This window comes from Shewanella yunxiaonensis, from assembly GCF_018223345.1.
GTDB classification, from domain to species: domain Bacteria; phylum Pseudomonadota; class Gammaproteobacteria; order Enterobacterales; family Shewanellaceae; genus Shewanella; species Shewanella yunxiaonensis.
Window position 1 is genome coordinate 3,721,404 of the sequence record NZ_CP073587.1, and the last position, 18,614, is coordinate 3,740,017.

An 18,614-nucleotide genomic window follows, 5' to 3' on the forward strand; every position below is an offset into this window, starting at 1 on the left:
CTACAGTGAGACACTCCCCGGTTAAACCGGGGAGTGTTGCGGCCTATTTCAGTAAGCCGACTTCTTTGTAATAGCGTTCAGCACCAGGATGAATCGGGATCGGCGTGTTAGTCGCTTTATCCAGAGTAATCGCCTTAGCCGCGGCATGAGCGTTACCCAGGTTTTCAAGATTTTCAAACAACAACTTGGCCATTTGATAAGCTACATCATCAGATACTGCAGAAGTTGTGACCAACAAGTTTTGAATCGCAATAGTTGGCACATCAGTATCCTGGCCATCATAAGTGCCGGCAGGGATTACACCCGCCTGAAATGCAGCATTACCGGTTTTTGCAATAACATCTGCTGGGATCGGTACAAAGTTAACGGGCATAGTCGCCGCCAGATCACGCAATGCGGCCATACCTAATCCAGAGGACTGCAAGGTAGCATCCAATTGGCGATTTTTAATCAGCTCTACCGATTCCGCGTAAGGCAGGAATTCCACTTTCCCTAAATCATCATAGGTCAATCCTGCTGCGGCAAAAATGGCGCGCGCATTCAGTTCGGTACCAGACTTCGGAGCCCCCACAGACACGCGTTTACCTTTCAGATCCGCCAGACTCTTAATGCCAGCATCTTTATTAGCGACGATCTGAATATAGTTAGGATAAATCGCGGCTAACAGACGCAGTTTATCCAGCGGCTTTTTAAACCCCGCTTCTTCATCGCCTTTCCAGGCGGCGGCCACCGAATCACCGATGGAAAATGCCAGTTCACCGCGGCCCGCTTGCAACAGATTCAGGTTTTCCACGGAGGCCTTGGTGGCCTGGACGGAAGTTTTCGCCCCCTCAATGTGATTGCCATAGATCTGTGACAGAGCCACCCCCAGTGGATAATAAACGCCACTGGTACCACCGGTGAGAATATTGATGAACTTGGGCGCTGCCCAGACTGCAGAACTGACACACACCGCAGCGATAGCCCCAATAACGCCCATTTTTCTTATCAGTTTCATTATGGTGTTCCTTGTTCAATTTGCGGCAATTGCCGACTCTCCACCTTAGCACTATTTAACAACTGGTAAACAACTCTTCTAATGCTATTAACAAAAAATAGAGAGTAATTTTGGATTTAGCAAAAAACTCAAGGAGCTACTGCATATTCCCAGAGGATCTTACGTAGGTGATCGCTAATATACTGACTCTTTTCTGTTTTATAGTCATAGTGGACCAAGGTCGTAGTGGCTTCGCGGTCAGTTTATGCTGTTGCAGGCAGCGTTGGCGGATCTCAAGACTACTGTTGCCAATGCGGCTGATAGCACCTTCAATCATTACGGGCATCCCGTAACGCGTTGGTGCCATAAAATTGATAGTGAAACCCGCCACAATCAGATTCCAGTCAGTCAGCGACAAGGTGGGGTTAAAGATACGAAATAGTGGTTCACGGGCAGCCTCAAACCACACCGGAATCACCGTATTATTGATATGGCCCAGGCCATCGGCTTCATTGAAGCGTGGGATAATTTCAAATTCAAACTGATTGGTCATATTGCCTCCGTGCACATTTGATATTCCATCATAGAACTAATGCGTTCCCTGCACCAAAAGCGATGGCAACTGCCAATAGATAAACTCGACATCCGTGATCATATTGGAAAGCTGACAACCGCGTTTTGTGATAATTTCGCAGGCTTCTACCCACTTCAATTTGCGGGGTTCTTTACCCCCCTTAACCTTCGCCTCATTCAGCTTTTTGTCGTTAAACCGCCCCATAACTTGCTGCATATACGGATGCAGTTCGCTCCCCACTAATAGACGTAAATGGCTACCAAAGCCGGCTTGTCGTGCCTGACTGATGAGGATGCTGTGAAACGTTGCGATGAAGATTTGTTTGCGGTTGCTGCCTTTGATTTCTTTTCCGACGCGGGATTTCATTTCTTCAGCGGCAGCATTGGTAAAGGTCACGGCAATGATTCGACTGTCGGGGGAAGACAGCAATCCAAGCACACATTGAATTATCGTGAAGGTTTTTCCTGAACCCGGAGGAGCTGTGACCAGGTTATAACCGTCAATGTTGTTCCTTACCGCTAATTGTTCTGCTGTTGCTGGCATGTTTTCATCGCGCTGGAGAATTTTGCTTAGGTTACACCCGCAAAACCACCTCTCTCCTTCGATACCTCGGCAATTTTGGGCGAGTTGGCGTAGGAAACAGTGAGTTGCACAGATTTCGAGTCATGCGAAGATGGTTTCAACGCAATCAGGAGTTAATCACATAATTCGATTATCGAATTAGCAAACTCTGAATCGCATTGTTAATCTGACGAAAAAAACAAGGATTTACATTAAATGAATAACACCCTGAAATTAACCATTCCCGCACTGATGCTGTCATTGCTGACAGCGTGTGCCTCTACCTCAACCCTGTCCTATGAGCCTGAAGAAAGCGGCGATTATAAGTTTGATCCCGACAGCTCCTTTGCGATGAACGTGGTAGAGGGTTCCCTTGGCTTCCACAACGGCTTGCGTGATGCTGACGCGCCCAAGGATGCTGATACCAGTCCAACCGCGATAAACTATGCGGGGAACGCCTATCTGGGTCTTATGGCCAATGGTATTGGCGGGGCGTTGTTGGGATTACTGGGAACGAACTCTGGTGAATATCCGCTGGACTACGGATACGGGATCTATTATGTGCCAGTTTCCGATTTTTCTAAGGCAAGTCTGGATAGCGCCTACGCTAAGGTAGAATCCGATATCATTCACGCCATTGAAGTAGGGCATTCCGTAAAATTCTCTCACAAGGTTAACAAGCCAAGTGGTGATGTCAGCCTTATCTTCTCAGGTGACAAATGTACTGCCCTTAAATCCGATCCCAGATTTAATGGCTACTTCACCGAGGCGTACCTGAAGGCCCACCAAATCACACGGATAGATCAATGCGAACTTGGCGGGTACAAATCCTTTGATTTAATGCGATTTTCTCACACCACACCGAATAAGCAAAATGGCAACTATGCCGTGATTGGGATCAGGCATTTAGGCCAATACACCAGTCTGCGAGCAATGGCTCAAATGAATGATAATTTTTACTTTTTTAACCCGAAAAACATTATTAATCCTGCACCATTCGTACTCCACAATAACTTGGCATGGTTCTTCATCGACCCTGTCAAGGGAACATCAGCAACAGACGCTGCACGGTATAGTGTTGATGTGAAATCAATGGCGGCCAAATACCCAAACATGTTCCATAACTGATTTAAGTTAAGGCTCCTCTCGGCATTACCGTGAGGAGCCAGCCTAGGCTCTAGTTTTGAATCTCACAAATCAACGGCCTTGGATAGACCGAGCAATCTATTGTGCTTGGATCAAACGTGTTCTTGATCGTATTGGCGTTATCACTCATGTCCGAGGTCGAAAATTCTTGGGCAGCACGAGTTTCTGCATCCTGACGGGTCATATCTTGACAATTTCCATCGGTGTCACAGATTTGAGAGTTACCCAAAGATCGCCCGGAACCTGTCAGCCTTTCACTATCATAATCCCCCGTTGGAATAAGGTCTGAATCGTACAGTGTCGCCAGCCATTCAGGTAAAAAAGGCTGCCAAGCAGCCTTTTTTAAATTAAATCAGTAATTAATGGCCATACATGGCATTAATCTCATTAGCATATTTATGGTAGATCATTTTACGACGCAGTTTCAGTGTTGGCGTAATCAGCCCGGCTTCCATAGAAAAGGCCTCTGGTAACAGAGTGAACTTTTTAATCTGCTCAAATCCAGCCAGCCCTTGCTGCAACTGTTTCAGGCGCTCATCAAAGTGCGCCAATACCTGGGAATGACGGATCAATTCCACGGGAGACTCATAGCTAAGTCCTTTCTGTTTAGCCCAGGCTTCCAGCGCTTCAAACGCCGGGACAATCAACGCTGTTACGTAATTACGGGCATCGGCAACAATCGCCACCTGTTCAATGAAAGGACAACAGCCGACTTTGCCCTCGACCCGCTGCGGCGCAATATATTTGCCGTTAGAGGTCTTCATCAGCTCTTTAAGACGATCGGTAATAAACAGATTACCATTAGCATCCAATTGCCCGACATCGCCGGTTTTCAGCCAACCGTCTTTCAGTACTTCAGCGGTTTCCTGTGGCCGATTGAAATACCCGCGCATCACGGTATCACCACGCACCAGGATTTCGTTGTCATCGCCCAACCGCACTTCCACTTCATCCAGCGGCTTACCATTGGCGCCAGGGACCCGGTTATCCGGACTACAGCAAGCAACAGTAGCCGTGGTTTCGGTCATGCCGTAGCCCACGAGCAACGGAACATTAATGGCCGCAAAGAAGGCACTGACATGCGGATCCAGCGCTGCGCCACCACACGGCATATATTTAATATTGCCACCCAATGCCTGATGCAGTTTGCCATATACCAAGCGGCTCGCCAGTAACCACTGCAGTTTCAACCATAAACTGCCTTTAGCTCGCCCTTGAGAAGCCTCAAACTGGCGCTGACCCACCGCCATCGCCCACGCAAATAATTGCCGTTTTGATGCTGGCGCCTTAGAAAGTTTGTCCTGTACCGCGCTGTAAACTTTTTCAAGGAATCTTGGCACCACACAAACGGTATGCGGCTTGACGGCGGTCAATGCTTCTTTAACGCGATGTGTATCGGACAGATAGACATTGCGCCCACCGCGGCTCATCACATAAAAGCTCCAACCGCGCTCATAGACATGGCTTAATGGCAAAAATACCAGTGACACATCACCACGATTAAACGGCACCCGCTGGTGGTGCTGACGCATTGCCGAGGCAATATTACGCTGATCCAGCATTACGCCTTTGGGATCGCCGGTCGTCCCTGAGGTGTAGATCAGCGTCATCAAATCATCCAGCTGACTCTGGGCCAAGCGCTGTTCCAACTCAGGATGTGGTTGACCAGCTTCTTCGCTGATCATCTTGTCCAGATGGAAATGACTGAAGGACTTCAGCTCAACGTCGTTGTTGAACACAATCAGCTGTTGCAAGGTAGGACACAGCTGCTGCAACTTGCAGGCGAGGTGATATTGCTCATCGTCGGCCACACACAAAACCTTGGCCCCGGCGTCGCGAATAATATAAGCCGCTTGTTCTAAGGTAGAGGTGGGATAAATGGGTACCAATACCCCACGCGCTTTGATGGTGGCGATATCAATACAGGTCCACTGTGGACAGTTGTTAGACAAAATAGCCACACGGTCCTGCACTTCCAGACCACTGTCAATCAGTGCTGCCGCCAATTGATCAGTGATATTTTTGAATTGATTCCAACTGACTTTATCCCATGGGGCTGCTGTTTCAAAGCCTTCCAAGGCGATCTTATCCTGTTGCTCCTGTACCTGCTGGTCAAGCAACTTGATAATCTGATACTGCTCAAGAGACATGTTGTAACTTACCTTTTAGCTTACAGCTGTTTCGCTTTTGCCATTTTAACTCAAGCGCAAGATAAGCATAAACACTTTTGCTGCAATATCAGACTATCGTCCCATGGCAGCTTTGCATTACAGTCAAGAAAAGCAGATTACAGCCGCTGTACGTCAACCGAGACTTTCAGCGTCTGACTGTCGCCGCCATCAAAGATCACTCCCTGTAACGGCGATACATCGGCGTAATCACGGCCCCAGGCAGTAATGATGTGTTGACCATTGGGCATCAGGTCATTGGTGGGGTCAAACTCCACCCACCCCAATTCCGGCACAAAGATGGCAAACCAGGCATGAGAAGCATCGGCACCGACCAACTTTTCCTCGCCAGGTGGTGGCAAGGTTTCCAGATAACCGCTGATATAACGCGCCGGTAAGCCCACTGAGCGAATACAGGAAATGGCGAAATGTGCAAAATCCTGGCACACACCGCGGCGTTCTTTCAGTACCTGTTCTGCTGGGGTACTGATACTGGTCGCGGTGGCATCAAAGGTAAATTCCTGGAAAATTTTATGGGTGAAATCCAGCGCTGCCTGCAATACCGAGACACTGTCGGCAAAGGTATCCGCCGCATACGCTGCCAGTTTGGCAGAACGATGAATATGAGTGGAATCCAGCAGATACTCCTTCACCATCCGTAATTCCGGAGTATCGGCCTGCGCCAACATCTGTCTGAGTTCACCGCAGGTCGGCACCTGCAGGCTCAGCTGATTAGGCAAATCCTGTTCATCGATATCAAACACACTCTCCACTTCGATAAGGAGTTTTTTATGGGCTTCCTGAATCGAGAAATAAAAAGTTTCATTACCAAAATAATCTTCACCCGCGCTTTGATATATCGGCGTTGGCGTCACCTTAATTCGCCGACTCAGGCAGTGTTGCTTTTGGGTATCACGCGGCAACAGATGGGTCATGTTGTAGCAGAGCGTAACGGGCGCAGCGTAATGGTACTCGGTTAGATGCCGGACTTGATATCTCATAATCCCACCTTCCATTTCGCTTTGATCAGCTGTTGTGGTCCCGCCGTATGATCAAAATACTTATCGCTAAGTAATGACGTAAACTGTTCTAATTGTTGAATGATTTGACTCATCAACTGTTCCAGATTGTGCCGACTGCGAGTGCGGCGATCCACATGCGCCAGTTGGGTTAAATCCGCCAACTGAATATCGTTCATCGATTTTATGATCAATCGATTTTCTGGCGACAATGCCGATGTCAGACTTTCGCTGCGCGGCAGCTCATTGAGATATTTACGTAACTGATTGACCTGATATACCAACGAGCGCGGGTTAGTCAGATCTATCATTAACAGATCCAGCCCGAATTCAATGCGGGTACCCGTACGATAACGCCGACGGAACGAGATCAGCGCCTCTACACTCAACAACAGCGATTCCAAGATCAACTGCTGTTGGATAGTGGGCAAAGGTTTGCCCAACGTCGCTTTCAGCAATGTCGCCGTTAACAGTGCCCGCTCAGTACGCCGGCCGATTTCCTGAAACATCCAGTCCATACCGCGCAACATGCTTTCGTTATTTAACCCCGAAAGCGCCAGCAGGGTCGTTACCAGGCTGTCGAGCGATTCTTCCGGCACCGATGGCAAACCGTGTTTATAGGTGCGGTCGACTTCATGAATGTGGTCACGCAGCTCGTTGAGAATAATCCGGGTATCGGCTGACAACATCTCTTTGACCTGTTCTCCACAGGCCAACATCGCTTGCAGATTGGCTTTGATTGAACCGGTACGCTCGTGATCGGTCACCAAGGCCGCCAGTTCATCATTCGGATTTTCCAGTAACTCTTCGTTGTCGGTAAAGCCAGGCAAACAACCCGTGACTTGCGACATCGCCTGCAACAGAAGATCACGGGTTTCAGACGGTAGAGGCTCGACGCCATTTAACTGTTTAAAGATGGTGCGCATCAAGCGCAGGCTAATCTCGGCGCGCTCGGCATAACGGCCAAACCAGAACAGGTTTTCAATAACGCGACTAGGGAGATTGGTGACCTGTGCTTCATCACGAGGAAAAGCCGCCACAGTGGACTGTTCAACACTTTCGGGACGGTCACTGAGGATCCAGGTATCCTTGCTGCGAGAGCCTGACAGCTTCGTCACAATCACTTCTGAAGTAGACTCAGCCACCCGGCTAAGACCACCCGGCATCACGCTATAGCCATCTTTTCCGGCGACGGTAAAGGTGCGCAAAATCCCGGGTCGGCCATCCAGTTGTTGGCCGTGCCAGATTGGCGCTTGTGAGCCGGGGATATAACACTGCGCGACATAGCCCGCCGGATTTTTTGCCAGCATTTTCAGCGTTTCGGCTCTGGCTTTAGCATTCAGACTATGGCCATAAATACTTTTACTACCAAAACTACGATAGGTCGGCTTGATGATCAGTTGATCAAGATGATTGATGACGTAGTCATAATCCTGCGGATTACCGCACCACCAGGTACGCACAGAAGGCAGTTGTAATGGCTGTCCCATCAGGAACTGGCAAATATCCGGCAAAAAGGCCAGCAAGCCTGGTGCTTCCAGCACACCACTGCCCAACGGGTTGGCTAATACCACATTGCCATTACGCGCCACTTCCAGCAGCCCGGGAACACCGAGCATAGAATCAGCACGTAACTCTGCCTGATCGCAGAAAGAATCATCCAGCCGCCGCAAAATAACATCTACCGGCGACAGGCCGTTAAGTGATTTCATCCATACCTTACCGTTACGAACCGTAAGGTCGCCTCCTTGCACCAACGGGTAACCAAGATAGTTGGCAAGATAGGCATGTTCAAAGTAGGTGCTGCTATAGGCACCCGGTGTCAGCACCACAATGCGTGGCGTATCAGTTTTGTGACTGACTAAATCTGCCAGCGTCTGCCGTAGCGTTTGAAAGAACGCCGACAGGCGCAACACATTACTATCGCGGAATAATCCCGGCATCACCCGCGACACCACCGTACGATTTTCCAGCGCGTAGCCACTGCCGCTCGGGGATTGGGTACGATCGCCAATCGCCACAAACTGACCATTAGCGCCGCGCACCAAATCCACCGCATGCAGTATTAGCGCTTTCACGCCTGGAAGCCGCATACCATGACACTGCCGCAGGAACCCGGGATCAGCAAACACGATTTCTGACGGCACAATGCCCTGCTTCAGCAAGCGTTGCTCGCCATATAAATCGCGGTAGATCAGTTCAAAAAGTTCGGAGCGCTGTGCTAAACCTTGTTCTATCGCCGCCCATTCATCACTGGCGATCACATTGGGGATGATGTCCAGCGACCAAACACTCGGTGACAGCGGGTCATTGTTCAGATCGTAGGTTGCACCGTCATCCCGCAGGATGCGCTGTGCTCGCCGATAACGATCATCCATGCCATCGGCACCTAGACGGCCAATGTGCTCCAACAGCTGTTGCCAATGGGCACGGGGCGCCCGCCCTTCATCAAAGGCTTCATCAAAAGCGCCATCGGGCTTGGTATAAGGCACATTCGGCACCGGTGGATGTTCCGGTGCCGAAGGGTTGGCTAAGGGCGAACTCATTTGTTAACAGGTTACTCCGGCAAAATTGGCGCCTAGTATACTTTCTTTCTGAGATCTAATGTATGGGGGTATTCATGACTGATTTCCTCCACGGGGGGAGCCATCGGCCTAGGTACCTGTTCATTCACATAAAAATGACGCATCGCATTAAATTCAGGCGGCGGTATCAACGGTCCCTGAGTAAAGCCCTGTTCCTGGAAGCGGTTAACGCGACGAGCTTCCGCTTCGTTACTGTTGACCGGTACGGTTTCGAAGTTACGACCGCCCGGATGACTGACGTAATAGGTGCAGCCGCCAATCGACATGCCATTCCAACTGTCAATCAAATCAAATACTAACGGGGCATCGACGCCCAAAGTGGGATGCAATGCTGATGGTGGTGACCAGGCGCGATAACGTACCGCACCTAACATTTCGCCTTTGGTACCGGTAGGACTCAGTGGCACCCGACGACCATTACACGTAAGAATATGTCGTCCATCGGTCATACCGCTCAGTCGCACCTGTAACCGCTCAACGGACGAATCCACATAACGGGCAGTGCCGGAGTGTGTTACCTCTTCGCCAAGTACGTGCCAGGGTTCAATCGCCCAACGCAGCTCCAACTGAATATCATCCAGTTGCTGACGACCATAATGGGGAAAACGGAACTCTTCGAACGGTGCCAGCCATTCCAATTTGAATGGATAGCCGTGGCGTTGCAGATCATCGACCACCGATTTGATGTCCTGCCATACGTAGTACGGCATCATAAACCGGTCATGCAGCTCGGTACCCCAGCGGATCAACGGCTTCTTGTAGGGCTTCTTCCAGAAACGCGCCACCAGGCAGCGCAGTAGCAGCATCTGCACCAGCGACATTCGTGCATGCGGTGGCATCTCAAACCCACGGAATTCCAATAATCCCTGGCGACCACTCGCCGTCCCCGCAGCATACAGCTTATCGATGCAGAATTCGGAGCGATGGGTATTGCCGGTAATATCCACCAGCAGGTTGCGCATCAGGCGGTCAACCAGCCATGGCTGCGCGACAAAACCGTCCGGCATGTTAGCAAAAGCAATTTCCAGCTCGTACAGCGATTCTTCACGGCCTTCATCAACCCTGGGAGCCTGACTGGTAGGGCCGATAAACATGCCGGAAAACAGATAGGACAATCCCGGATGGTGCTGCCAGTAGGTTACCAGGCTGCGCAGCAGATCTGGCCGACGTAACATTGGACTGTCTGCCGGTGTCAGCCCACCTAAGGTGACGTGATTACCGCCCCCCGTCCCGGTATGACGCCCATCCAACATAAATTTTTCGGTGCCTAAACGGGACAGATACGCCTGCTCGTACAGGGTTTCAGTATTGTGTACCAACGCATCCCAACTGGTGGCCGGGTGGATATTGACCTCAATCACGCCCGGATCAGGGGTGATCAGGAACTTCTGCAACCGGTAGTCTTTCGGTGGTTCATAACCTTCGATGACCACAGGCAACTTCAACTGGGTCGCCACCGCTTCGATGGCATTGATCAATGCCACATAGTGTTCAAGATAGTTCTGCGGTGGCAGAAACAGATGCAATCGCCCGTCACGTACTTCCAGACAAATGGCGGTGCGCACCACGGGTTTAACAATTTTCAGCGGCGGTTGTGGCGGTTGGCCGGTCTGCTGTGCGGCGATGCTTGGACTGTCGACACCAACATCATAATTAGGCAAGGGATCACGTGGCTCAAACGGGTCGCGTTCGGTGTCCAGTTCCTCTTCGGTCATCGGTGGCAGTGAACTGAGCGGCAGGCGGAACCCCAGGGGACTATCGCCGGGGATCAAGGTAATCACCTCCGCTCGCAACGGCCAATGGCTGCTCTGCCACTGATAACCGTCAAACATCACAGGCAGCACAAAACCGGTAGGATTTTCCAGACCTCGCGTCAACAACTTCGCTAACCGCCGTCGCTCCAAATCATCTTTCAGATTGGCCTTACGCGGGTTAACCTCGTCTGGCAGATTGCGCTCCAGCCAAAGATAGTAAAGGGTGTCTTCAAATGCTGGTTGCAGATATTTCGCGGAAAGCCCCAATTCAGTACATAAGGCTTTGCCAAAACGTCGGGCCTCGGCTTCGCCAAAACCATAATTTTTATCAACCCGCGCCAGCCATTGTGGATCGTGCCACAACGCTTCACCGTCGGTACGCCAAAAACAACCGAGAGCCCAACGCGGGAGTTCTTCACCGGGATACCACTTCCCCTGACCATAATGCAGCAGCCCATTTGCGCCAAATTTGGCTTTCATCCGCAGCAGTAGGTCTTTAGCAAGGCGCAATTTATCAGCCCCCAGCGCCGCGGTGTTCCATTGCGCGGAATCCATATCGTCGATAGAGACAAAGGTCGGCTCCCCCCCCATGGTCAGGCGAACATCCCCTTGCTGTAGTTCATCATCCACCGCCCGCCCCAATGCCTTAATGTTTTCCCAAACATCATCAGAATAGGGCTTGGTGACTCGCGGATCTTCGTGAATACGGGTCACCACGTTGGTATAACTGAACTTCACTTCACACTTGTCGGTGTAGCCGGTAATGGGGGCCGCAGAAATTGGCTCCGCTGTACACGCCAGCGGAATATGACCTTCACCAGCTAACAAACCACTGGTGGGATCGAGCCCAACCCAACCGGCGCCGGGCAGATACACTTCGCACCAGGCATGCAGGTCGGTAAAGTCATGATCGGTGCCGGAAGGACCATCCAAAGCTTTCACATCAGCGACCAGTTGCACCAGATAACCAGAAGCAAAGCGCGCCGCTAATCCCAATCGCCGTAGAATTTGTACTAGTAGCCAGGCGGTGTCACGACAAGAGCCCTTTTTCAGGGTCAGCGTTTCCTGACACGTCTGGATACCCGCTTCGAGGCGAATGCCATAGCCAATGTGCTGCGATAAGCGGCTATTAAGCTCTACCAGAAAACCGACGATAGGCTTGTCCTTGCCATCAATGGTTGCCATCCAGGCATCCAGTTCCGGACAATCTTCAACGGTTTTTAGGTATGGTGCCAGCTCTTCCCGTAGCAGCGGCTCGTAAGTAAACGGATAGGTCTCGGCGTACTCTTCAATAAAGAAGTCGAAGGGATTGATGACCGTCATGTCGGCAATCACTTCCACGGCAAATTCCAGTTTGCGCATCTTTTCCGGGAACACCAAGCGCGCCTGCCAGTTGCCAAATGGATCCTGTTGCCAGTTGATGAAGTGCTGTTCAGGGGTAACTTTCAGCGAGTAGCCGTGAATATGGGTACGTGAATGGGGCGCAGGCCGCAGCCGCAACAAGTGCGGCGACACATTGATGTCCTGATCGAACTCATAAGTGGTGGTATGTTGGATGGCAATGCGAATGGTCATGCGGCATCCTCTTGGCGAAAGTGGAACCAGTTCTCAGTGATCTGGTGATGCAAGGCGATCATCCCCAACTGCACCTCATTGAGATATTCACTGAACTGCTGGTTGAGCGCCTCGGATTGTTCCACCCCTTGAGTATTTTGCAGCAACTTGTCGACATTAGCCGCAATGATGCCGAAACGGGGTAACGCTGCCGCGGCAATTTTAATTTGCTCCAGACAATAACGCTGTGACCGTGGGAAACAGGGATCGGTCAGCATGAAGGTTACCACTGACGCCCCGGTAATCGAGCAGCGCATGGTGCGGCGAAAACTCAGGTAAGCACTTTGTGATTTGAGGACTTTGGACCAGACCACTTGTCCCAACCGTACTTCTTCCTCTTCCTGCGAATGCAGCATCTGAAAGTTAGCCGCATCCAGAATTCGGGTATTCATATCGGCCCGTTCCAGAAAGCGCCCCATCATAATGAAATGCCAACCAGCATGACGGTCCATGGTCCCGGTCAACAGGCCGATAATCTTCTGACAACCTTCAATAATGGTGTTGAGATAGGCGTGACGCTCGGAACGGTTGATCCCTTGCTTGATGTCGTGGTGCGCGTATAGGTCAAGCTCATTGATCAGCTCCCACATCTCCCCGGGTACCACATCGCGGGTGGTACGGATATTTTCTCGCACCATTTTCAGCGACGACAGCAATGAGCCAGGATTGGTGTCATCTGCCAGCATGAATTTCACAACATTGTGCTCATCCTTCACTTTGTAGCGCTGTTCAAACTGCTCCACCCCGCCATTAATTTCCACCAGATTGTACCAAGACACGGCAATGTCTCGCGGCAAGTCATACATAAGGTCATCATAGACACTGACCAATCGGGCAATATTTTCCACTCGCTCCAGATAACGCGCACTCCAGTAAAGGCGCTCGGCAACCCGTGACAACATGCTCAGTCTCCTTTTGTCTCAACAATCCAAGTGTCTTTACTGCCGCCGCCCTGAGAGGAGTTGACGACCAGTGAACCTTTGCGCATCGCTACCCGCGTTAAACCGCCGGTAGTGACATAGGTGTCTTTGCTTTGCAGAATAAATGGCCGCAGATCCAAGTGGCGCGGCTCCAGCACATCTTTGCCGATTAACGTCGGTGCCGTTGACAGTTTGAGTGTCGGTTGTGCGATATAGTTACGCGGATTGGCTTTGATCAGTTCCGCAAAGGTTTGTTGCTCTTTTTTAGTGGAATGCGGGCCCACTAGCATGCCATAGCCACCCGATTCGTTGGCGGGTTTCACCACCAACTTGTCCAGGTTTGCCAGTACATATTCGCGTTCATCATCACGCTCACACAGGAAGGTTTCCACATTGGGCAGAATTGGCTCCTCGTTGAGGTAATAACGGATCAATTCAGGCACATAGGCATAGACCACTTTGTCGTCCGCCACCCCGGCACCTGGCGCATTGGCCAACGCCACATGTCCGGCTTTCCACGCACGCATCAGCCCGGGCACGCCCAAAACGGACTCGGGATTAAAGGCTTCTGGATCAATAAACAGATCATCAATGCGCCGGTAAATTACATCGACCCGTTCCGGCCCATAGATAGTTTTCATGTAGACACAATCATCGCGGTCGACAAACAGATCGGAGCCTTCCACCAGCTCGACGCCCATCTGCTGAGCCAGAAACGCATGTTCGAAATAGGCGGAGTTATAAATGCCTGGCGTCAACACTACGATTTCTGGTCGTGCGACCTTACGAGGCGACAGCGCTGCCAAGGTATCGAACAGCTGTGAAGGATAGGAACCTATCGGTTGGATATCATCGTTTTCGAACAGTTCTGGTAACACCCGCTTGGTGATAGCGCGGTTTTCCAGCATATACGAAACCCCGGACGGCACACGCAGGTTATCTTCCAAAACATAAAATTTGCCGTCAGCATCACGCACCAAATCAGTACCACAAATGTGCGCCCAGACCCCATACGCCGGCGAGACTCCGACACATTCCGGCCGGAAGTTTTTTGATTCCGTAATGATATGTTCGGGAATGATGCCGTCTTTGATACAGTTTTGATCGTGGTACAGATCATCAATGAAGCGGTTAAGGGCGGTAAGTCGCTGTTTCAAGCCGGCTTCGGTAACCGCCCAATCTTTGGCTTCAATCGTGCGCGGGATAATGTCGAACGGCCAGGCGCGGTCAATATTACCTTCCTCGGTATAGACGGTAAAACTGATGCCCATCTCCTGGATGGTAGCTTCCGCGGTAACTCGTCGTTTTTCCAATTCATCCGCGGAAAGGGAATCTAGGTACTTTAGTAACTGTTTGGCGGGAGGGCGCGGGGTTCCGGTTTGATCGATAAGCTCGTCAAAAAAGCCACCGGAATCATAATTTTTTATAAGTCTATCCATAACAGAATCGCCCCTCGTAATTATTACCGAACACCGCATCATTATGGTGCATTAGTTTAGACGGTGCGGTTTATCAATGCTTTAAAATGGTGCTGACGCTAATTAAATCTTCCTTTTTATAATCAACTAAATAGCATAATTGCGTTGATATATAGTCTGGATAACTATAAGAAATAGCAGATTTTATGCCAGAAGAAACGGGGCAAGATCTGAGTTCGCCATTCAAACGTCGTGCAACAGCTTGCTATAACACCGCTAGGTGGCAGCTTAATACACGTACCGTGGCGCGGATATGCACCGGATTTGTTACCACAGTAGCACCCGCAGCAGTGACTGCAAAGGCGTTAGTTAACATAAAATTTACCTTTGATAATCAAAGGTAAGCACTGTTGTTCCAAAATCTGTGGCACTGTTATCATGACCGACATTCGTTTGGTTGAAATGTGTTGGCCCAACCGATAGACATCGCCACCAATGGCTAAAAGGAAATCAGCATGAAACTGAGTTATGCTCGCTGGCTCGTACCGCTATGGGGCCTGACGATGGTCTATAGCGGCACGGTATCAGCGCAAACCGCCACGGATAAGGTACCAAAACCATCGTCAGACAGCTGTTATGTCAACGGCTTATCTGACCGCTTGCGCTGTGGCAGCGTTGAAGTAGCCGAAAATCCCAACAAGCCCGATGGCCGTAAAATTGCCATTCATTATGTGGTGATCCCGGCGATAAAAAATCTGGCACCACAGGAAGCAGTTTTAGGGATTGCCGGTGGCCCAGGGCAATCGGCGATTGATAATGCCGCAGGATTTGAGCGTATGCTCAGCAAAGTCCACCAGCATCGCGATATTCTGCTGATTGATCAGCGTGGCACAGGCCAATCTAACCCGCTGGCCTGTGACAGTGACAATCTGACCGAGATGCTGGCACATGATGATGAAGCGGTGGATATTGCGGCTGAAACCCGTAAATGTAAACAGCAACTGCAAAGCCACGCCGATATTACCCAGTACGGCAGCGAACAGGCACTGCAAGATTTTGAGGCGGTACGCCATCATTTGGGGTATCAGAAATTGCACCTCTATGGGGTGTCGTATGGCACTCGCATGGCACAGCTATATATGCGCGACTATCCGCAGGCGCTCAGTACCGTCACACTAGACGGTGTTGTGCCGATGCAGCAAAGCGTGTTAGCCATCGGCAGTGCCATTGCCAGAGCACAAACACTTGTCATTAGTGATTGTGAACAAGATGCCTTGTGCGGCAAGACGTTTCCCAAACTGCGCCAGGAGTTGCAGGAACTCAGTGAGTCGCTGCACCAATATCCGGTGATGGAAAAGATCCACCATCCGGTGACGGGAGAAACAGCGTTGTTGACTCTGACCCGCGATAAATTATTGGGGGCGCTACGATTAGCTCTTTATTCACCGTCCATCAGAGCGTTAATTCCGTTTGCCATCCATCAAGCCTATCGCAAAAATTACCAGCCGCTGTTGGGATTATTATCATTGCAAAGTGGTGCAATCGATTTAGCCATGGGGATGCATGCAGCGGTGGTCTGTGGCGAAGACTGGCCACGCCTGACCTCAGCACAACGCCAACAAGCCGAGCAGAGCGTTGTCGGTAAAGTGATGCTGCAAAGCATTGATGAGAGCTGCCCCATCTGGCAGATCCCGCCGGCGCCAAAAGAGTTTGGCACCCCTATCGCTAGCAATATTCCAACACTGTTACTTTCCGGCGAGAAGGACCCGGCAACACCACCGGCGTGGGCGGAAATGGCGATGACAAAGCTCACTCAAGCCAAACATTTGGTCTCGCCCTATGCAACCCATAATGTGGCGGCACAATCCTGTGCCGGCGACCTAATCGCCAAACTGGTGGAAACCGGTTCGATAAACCAGATTGATGGCAAGTGTCTGAAAAAAGATGTGCGCCGCAGTTTCTACCTAAATGCCAGCACTGTTGAAGCGATGCCGGAGGGCTTGCAATGATCAATGTCAGTAATATCAGCAAACGTATCGGCAACGTACAGGCGCTGGACCAACTGAGCTTCCAGGCGGAGAACGGCATGATTACCGGACTGCTCGGTCCTAACGGTGCAGGGAAAACTACCTGTTTGCGCACAATTTTCGGCCTACTAAAACCCGATGCAGGCTTTGCCGAAATCGACGGTATTGATGTTGCGAAGCAAACCGTTGCCGCCAAGCAACAATTAGGGTTGTTTCCCGATCCTTTTGGCTTATATGAGCGGCTGACACCAAGGGAATATATCAGCTATTTCGCCCGGCTCAGCGGCATGAACAATCGCGCGGCGAGCGCGGCCACCGCCCAGGTGCTGAGTAAACTGCGAATGGAAGATATTGCTGATCGTCGCTGCAAAGGCTTCTCGCAAGGGCAACGAATGAAAACCGCGCTGGCACAAGCCATCGTCCACCAGCCGACCAATATCATCCTTGACGAACCGACCCGCGGACTGGACGTCATGAGCACCCGGGTGTTACGGGAACTGTTGCTGGAGTTGAAGCGGCAGGGTCACTGTGTACTGTTTTCCAGTCATGTGATGCAGGAAGTCGCAGCCTTATGTGACCGGGTTATTGTTATGGCGAACGGCAGAGTGGCTGCCATCGGCAGTCCGCAGCAACTGTGTGAGCAGACGGGGCAATCTTCACTAGAAGAAACCTTTATTCAACTGATAGGCACAGATGAGGGGATTGCGGCATGATTGCTAAGGTCATTACGTTACTGCGAAAAGAGCTGATAGATGCCAGTCGCGACAAACGCTCGGTGTTAGCCGGACTTTACTATGCTATTGGCACGCCATTATTGATGTGTGGCCTGTTTATCGTGTTGATCAACCAGCTGTCTAGTCCGGATGATCTCCCGGTAAAAATGATCCATGCCGACAAAGCGCCGGACTTGGTGCGTTATTTGGGACAACAGGGCATCAATAACGAAACTGGTAAAAAAGCCGACAAATTAGTGCTGGAAATCAGTGAGGACTACCCGGCTAACATGGCCCGGGGCCAAAGCGCTGAGGTTACCGTTATCGCCGACAATTCTGATGAAAAAATGCAGGAATCTATCCGGCGCTTACAAAAAGCGCTGCAGGCGTATTCGGCAGAGATGGGCAGTCTGCGGCTGATTGCACGCGGAATTGACCCGCGGGTGCTGCAACCGTTGACAGTTGAGCTGCATGACCAGGCCACGCCAGATTCAAAAGGCGGCATGATCCTGGGAATAGCACTGTTTACGATGCTGTATTCGGTATTTATTTCCGGCATGAATCTGGCAATCGATACCAGCGCCGGGGAACGTGAACGCAACTCACTCGGACTGTTACTGAGTCATCCGATCACCACCGGACAACTGGTGCTGTCCAAACTATTAGCGGTGACGGTTTTCGCGATGCTGGGACTTGTGCTTATTCTGTTGATTTCGCATTTCGCTTACCCGATGGTGCCGTGGCCGGAATTGGGATTTAGTATCACTATCAGTCCATCGTTTATGGCATTGATGCTGGTGGTCGGTTTGCCGGTGGCCATGTTAGCCGCCAGTTTGCAACTGTTTGTATCCTTTATGGCAAAAACCTTCAAGGAAGCCCAGTCTTACCTGACCATGGTAATGTTCATTCCCTTGGCACTGGCCATGAGCGCCAGCTACAACATTGCCCCGGAAGTATTGAAATGGTTACCCGTTTCCGGGCAGCAACAAGCATTAATGGAAGTCATAAAGGGCAAAGCCATTCCCTGGTTGGAACTGGGTGCCGCTTCAGCGCTAACACTGCTGATAGCGGCTATACTGGCGCTGGCACTGACGCGCATGTTACGCAGTGAAAAAGTGATCTTCGGTCTGTGAGCACAC

The 18,614-nt window shown here is 50.8% G+C and carries 12 protein-coding genes and 1 pseudogene; 4 read left to right on the forward strand and 9 right to left on the reverse strand.

The window, feature by feature from the left end; genetic code table 11:
• Positions 1–43 precede the first annotated feature (43 nt).
• The 3 genes and pseudogenes from KDN34_RS17030 to KDN34_RS17040 form a co-directional block, all read right to left on the reverse strand.
• On the reverse strand, positions 44–997 hold the full coding sequence (locus KDN34_RS17030; protein WP_212594876.1) for a TAXI family TRAP transporter solute-binding subunit: 954 nt from the start codon (positions 995–997) through the stop codon (positions 44–46).
• Positions 998–1,125: 128 nt separating this feature from the next.
• Positions 1,126–1,529: pseudogene (locus KDN34_RS17035) on the reverse strand (acyl-CoA thioesterase).
• Positions 1,530–1,565: 36 nt separating this feature from the next.
• Positions 1,566–2,093 (reverse strand): UvrD-helicase domain-containing protein, encoded by a 528-nt coding sequence (locus KDN34_RS17040; protein WP_212594877.1) that lies wholly within the window; start codon positions 2,091–2,093, stop codon positions 1,566–1,568.
• Between the two features lie 234 nt (positions 2,094–2,327).
• Here KDN34_RS17040 and KDN34_RS17045 point away from each other — a divergent pair, with 234 nt between their 5' ends.
• Positions 2,328–3,239, forward strand: coding sequence for a hypothetical protein (locus tag KDN34_RS17045; RefSeq protein ID WP_212594878.1), 912 nt, complete (start codon positions 2,328–2,330; stop codon positions 3,237–3,239).
• Between the two features lie 377 nt (positions 3,240–3,616).
• Here KDN34_RS17045 and KDN34_RS17050 read toward each other — a convergent pair whose 3' ends face one another.
• The 6 genes from KDN34_RS17050 to KDN34_RS17075 form a co-directional block, all read right to left on the reverse strand.
• On the reverse strand, positions 3,617–5,407 hold the full coding sequence (locus KDN34_RS17050) for an AMP-dependent synthetase/ligase (protein WP_212594879.1): 1,791 nt from the start codon (positions 5,405–5,407) through the stop codon (positions 3,617–3,619).
• Between the two features lie 137 nt (positions 5,408–5,544).
• A complete protein-coding gene (locus KDN34_RS17055; protein ID WP_212594880.1) occupies positions 5,545–6,426 on the reverse strand; it encodes a transglutaminase family protein in 882 nt (293 codons plus the stop codon).
• The gene (locus KDN34_RS17060; RefSeq protein ID WP_212594881.1) at positions 6,423–8,990 is read right to left on the reverse strand and encodes a circularly permuted type 2 ATP-grasp protein; all 2,568 of its coding nucleotides are present in this window, start codon (positions 8,988–8,990) and stop codon (positions 6,423–6,425) included. Before KDN34_RS17060 ends, KDN34_RS17055 begins: the two co-directional genes overlap by 4 nt.
• A 32-nt stretch (positions 8,991–9,022) precedes the next feature.
• The gene (locus KDN34_RS17065) at positions 9,023–12,358 is read right to left on the reverse strand and encodes a transglutaminase family protein (protein ID WP_212594882.1); all 3,336 of its coding nucleotides are present in this window, start codon (positions 12,356–12,358) and stop codon (positions 9,023–9,025) included.
• The gene (locus tag KDN34_RS17070) at positions 12,355–13,299 is read right to left on the reverse strand and encodes an alpha-E domain-containing protein (protein ID WP_212594883.1); all 945 of its coding nucleotides are present in this window, start codon (positions 13,297–13,299) and stop codon (positions 12,355–12,357) included. The genes KDN34_RS17065 and KDN34_RS17070 overlap by 4 nt, the downstream gene beginning before the upstream one ends.
• 2 nt (positions 13,300–13,301) lie before the next feature.
• A complete protein-coding gene (locus KDN34_RS17075; protein ID WP_212594884.1) occupies positions 13,302–14,756 on the reverse strand; it encodes a circularly permuted type 2 ATP-grasp protein in 1,455 nt (484 codons plus the stop codon).
• Positions 14,757–15,250: 494 nt separating this feature from the next.
• Here KDN34_RS17075 and KDN34_RS17080 point away from each other — a divergent pair, with 494 nt between their 5' ends.
• Genes KDN34_RS17080 through KDN34_RS17090 form a run of 3 tightly spaced genes read left to right on the forward strand, consistent with a single transcriptional unit; the run spans position 15,251 to position 18,608 of the window.
• The gene (locus KDN34_RS17080) at positions 15,251–16,744 is read left to right on the forward strand and encodes an alpha/beta fold hydrolase (protein ID WP_212594885.1); all 1,494 of its coding nucleotides are present in this window, start codon (positions 15,251–15,253) and stop codon (positions 16,742–16,744) included.
• A complete protein-coding gene (locus tag KDN34_RS17085; RefSeq protein ID WP_212594886.1) occupies positions 16,741–17,475 on the forward strand; it encodes an ABC transporter ATP-binding protein in 735 nt (244 codons plus the stop codon). Before KDN34_RS17080 ends, KDN34_RS17085 begins: the two co-directional genes overlap by 4 nt.
• On the forward strand, positions 17,475–18,608 hold the full coding sequence (locus tag KDN34_RS17090; RefSeq protein WP_212596710.1) for an ABC transporter permease: 1,134 nt from the start codon (positions 17,475–17,477) through the stop codon (positions 18,606–18,608). The genes KDN34_RS17085 and KDN34_RS17090 overlap by 1 nt, the downstream gene beginning before the upstream one ends.
• The last annotated feature ends 6 nt before the right edge of the window (positions 18,609–18,614 follow it).

Excerpts from the sequence above, each read along its gene's own strand:
- KDN34_RS17030 (WP_212594876.1), bottom strand. The coding sequence starts at position 997 with ATGAAACTGATAAGAAAAATGGGCGTTATTGGGGCTATCGCTGCGGTG.
- KDN34_RS17040 (WP_212594877.1), bottom strand. The coding sequence starts at position 2,093 with ATGCCAGCAACAGCAGAACAATTAGCGGTAAGGAACAACATTGACGGT.
- KDN34_RS17045 (WP_212594878.1), top strand. The coding sequence starts at position 2,328 with ATGAATAACACCCTGAAATTAACCATTCCCGCACTGATGCTGTCATTG.
- KDN34_RS17050 (WP_212594879.1), bottom strand. The coding sequence starts at position 5,407 with ATGTCTCTTGAGCAGTATCAGATTATCAAGTTGCTTGACCAGCAGGTA.
- KDN34_RS17055 (WP_212594880.1), bottom strand. The coding sequence starts at position 6,426 with ATGAGATATCAAGTCCGGCATCTAACCGAGTACCATTACGCTGCGCCC.
- KDN34_RS17060 (WP_212594881.1), bottom strand. The coding sequence starts at position 8,990 with ATGAGTTCGCCCTTAGCCAACCCTTCGGCACCGGAACATCCACCGGTG.
- KDN34_RS17065 (WP_212594882.1), bottom strand. The coding sequence starts at position 12,358 with ATGACCATTCGCATTGCCATCCAACATACCACCACTTATGAGTTCGAT.
- KDN34_RS17070 (WP_212594883.1), bottom strand. The coding sequence starts at position 13,299 with ATGTTGTCACGGGTTGCCGAGCGCCTTTACTGGAGTGCGCGTTATCTG.
- KDN34_RS17075 (WP_212594884.1), bottom strand. The coding sequence starts at position 14,756 with ATGGATAGACTTATAAAAAATTATGATTCCGGTGGCTTTTTTGACGAG.
- KDN34_RS17080 (WP_212594885.1), top strand. The coding sequence starts at position 15,251 with ATGAAACTGAGTTATGCTCGCTGGCTCGTACCGCTATGGGGCCTGACG.
- KDN34_RS17085 (WP_212594886.1), top strand. The coding sequence starts at position 16,741 with ATGATCAATGTCAGTAATATCAGCAAACGTATCGGCAACGTACAGGCG.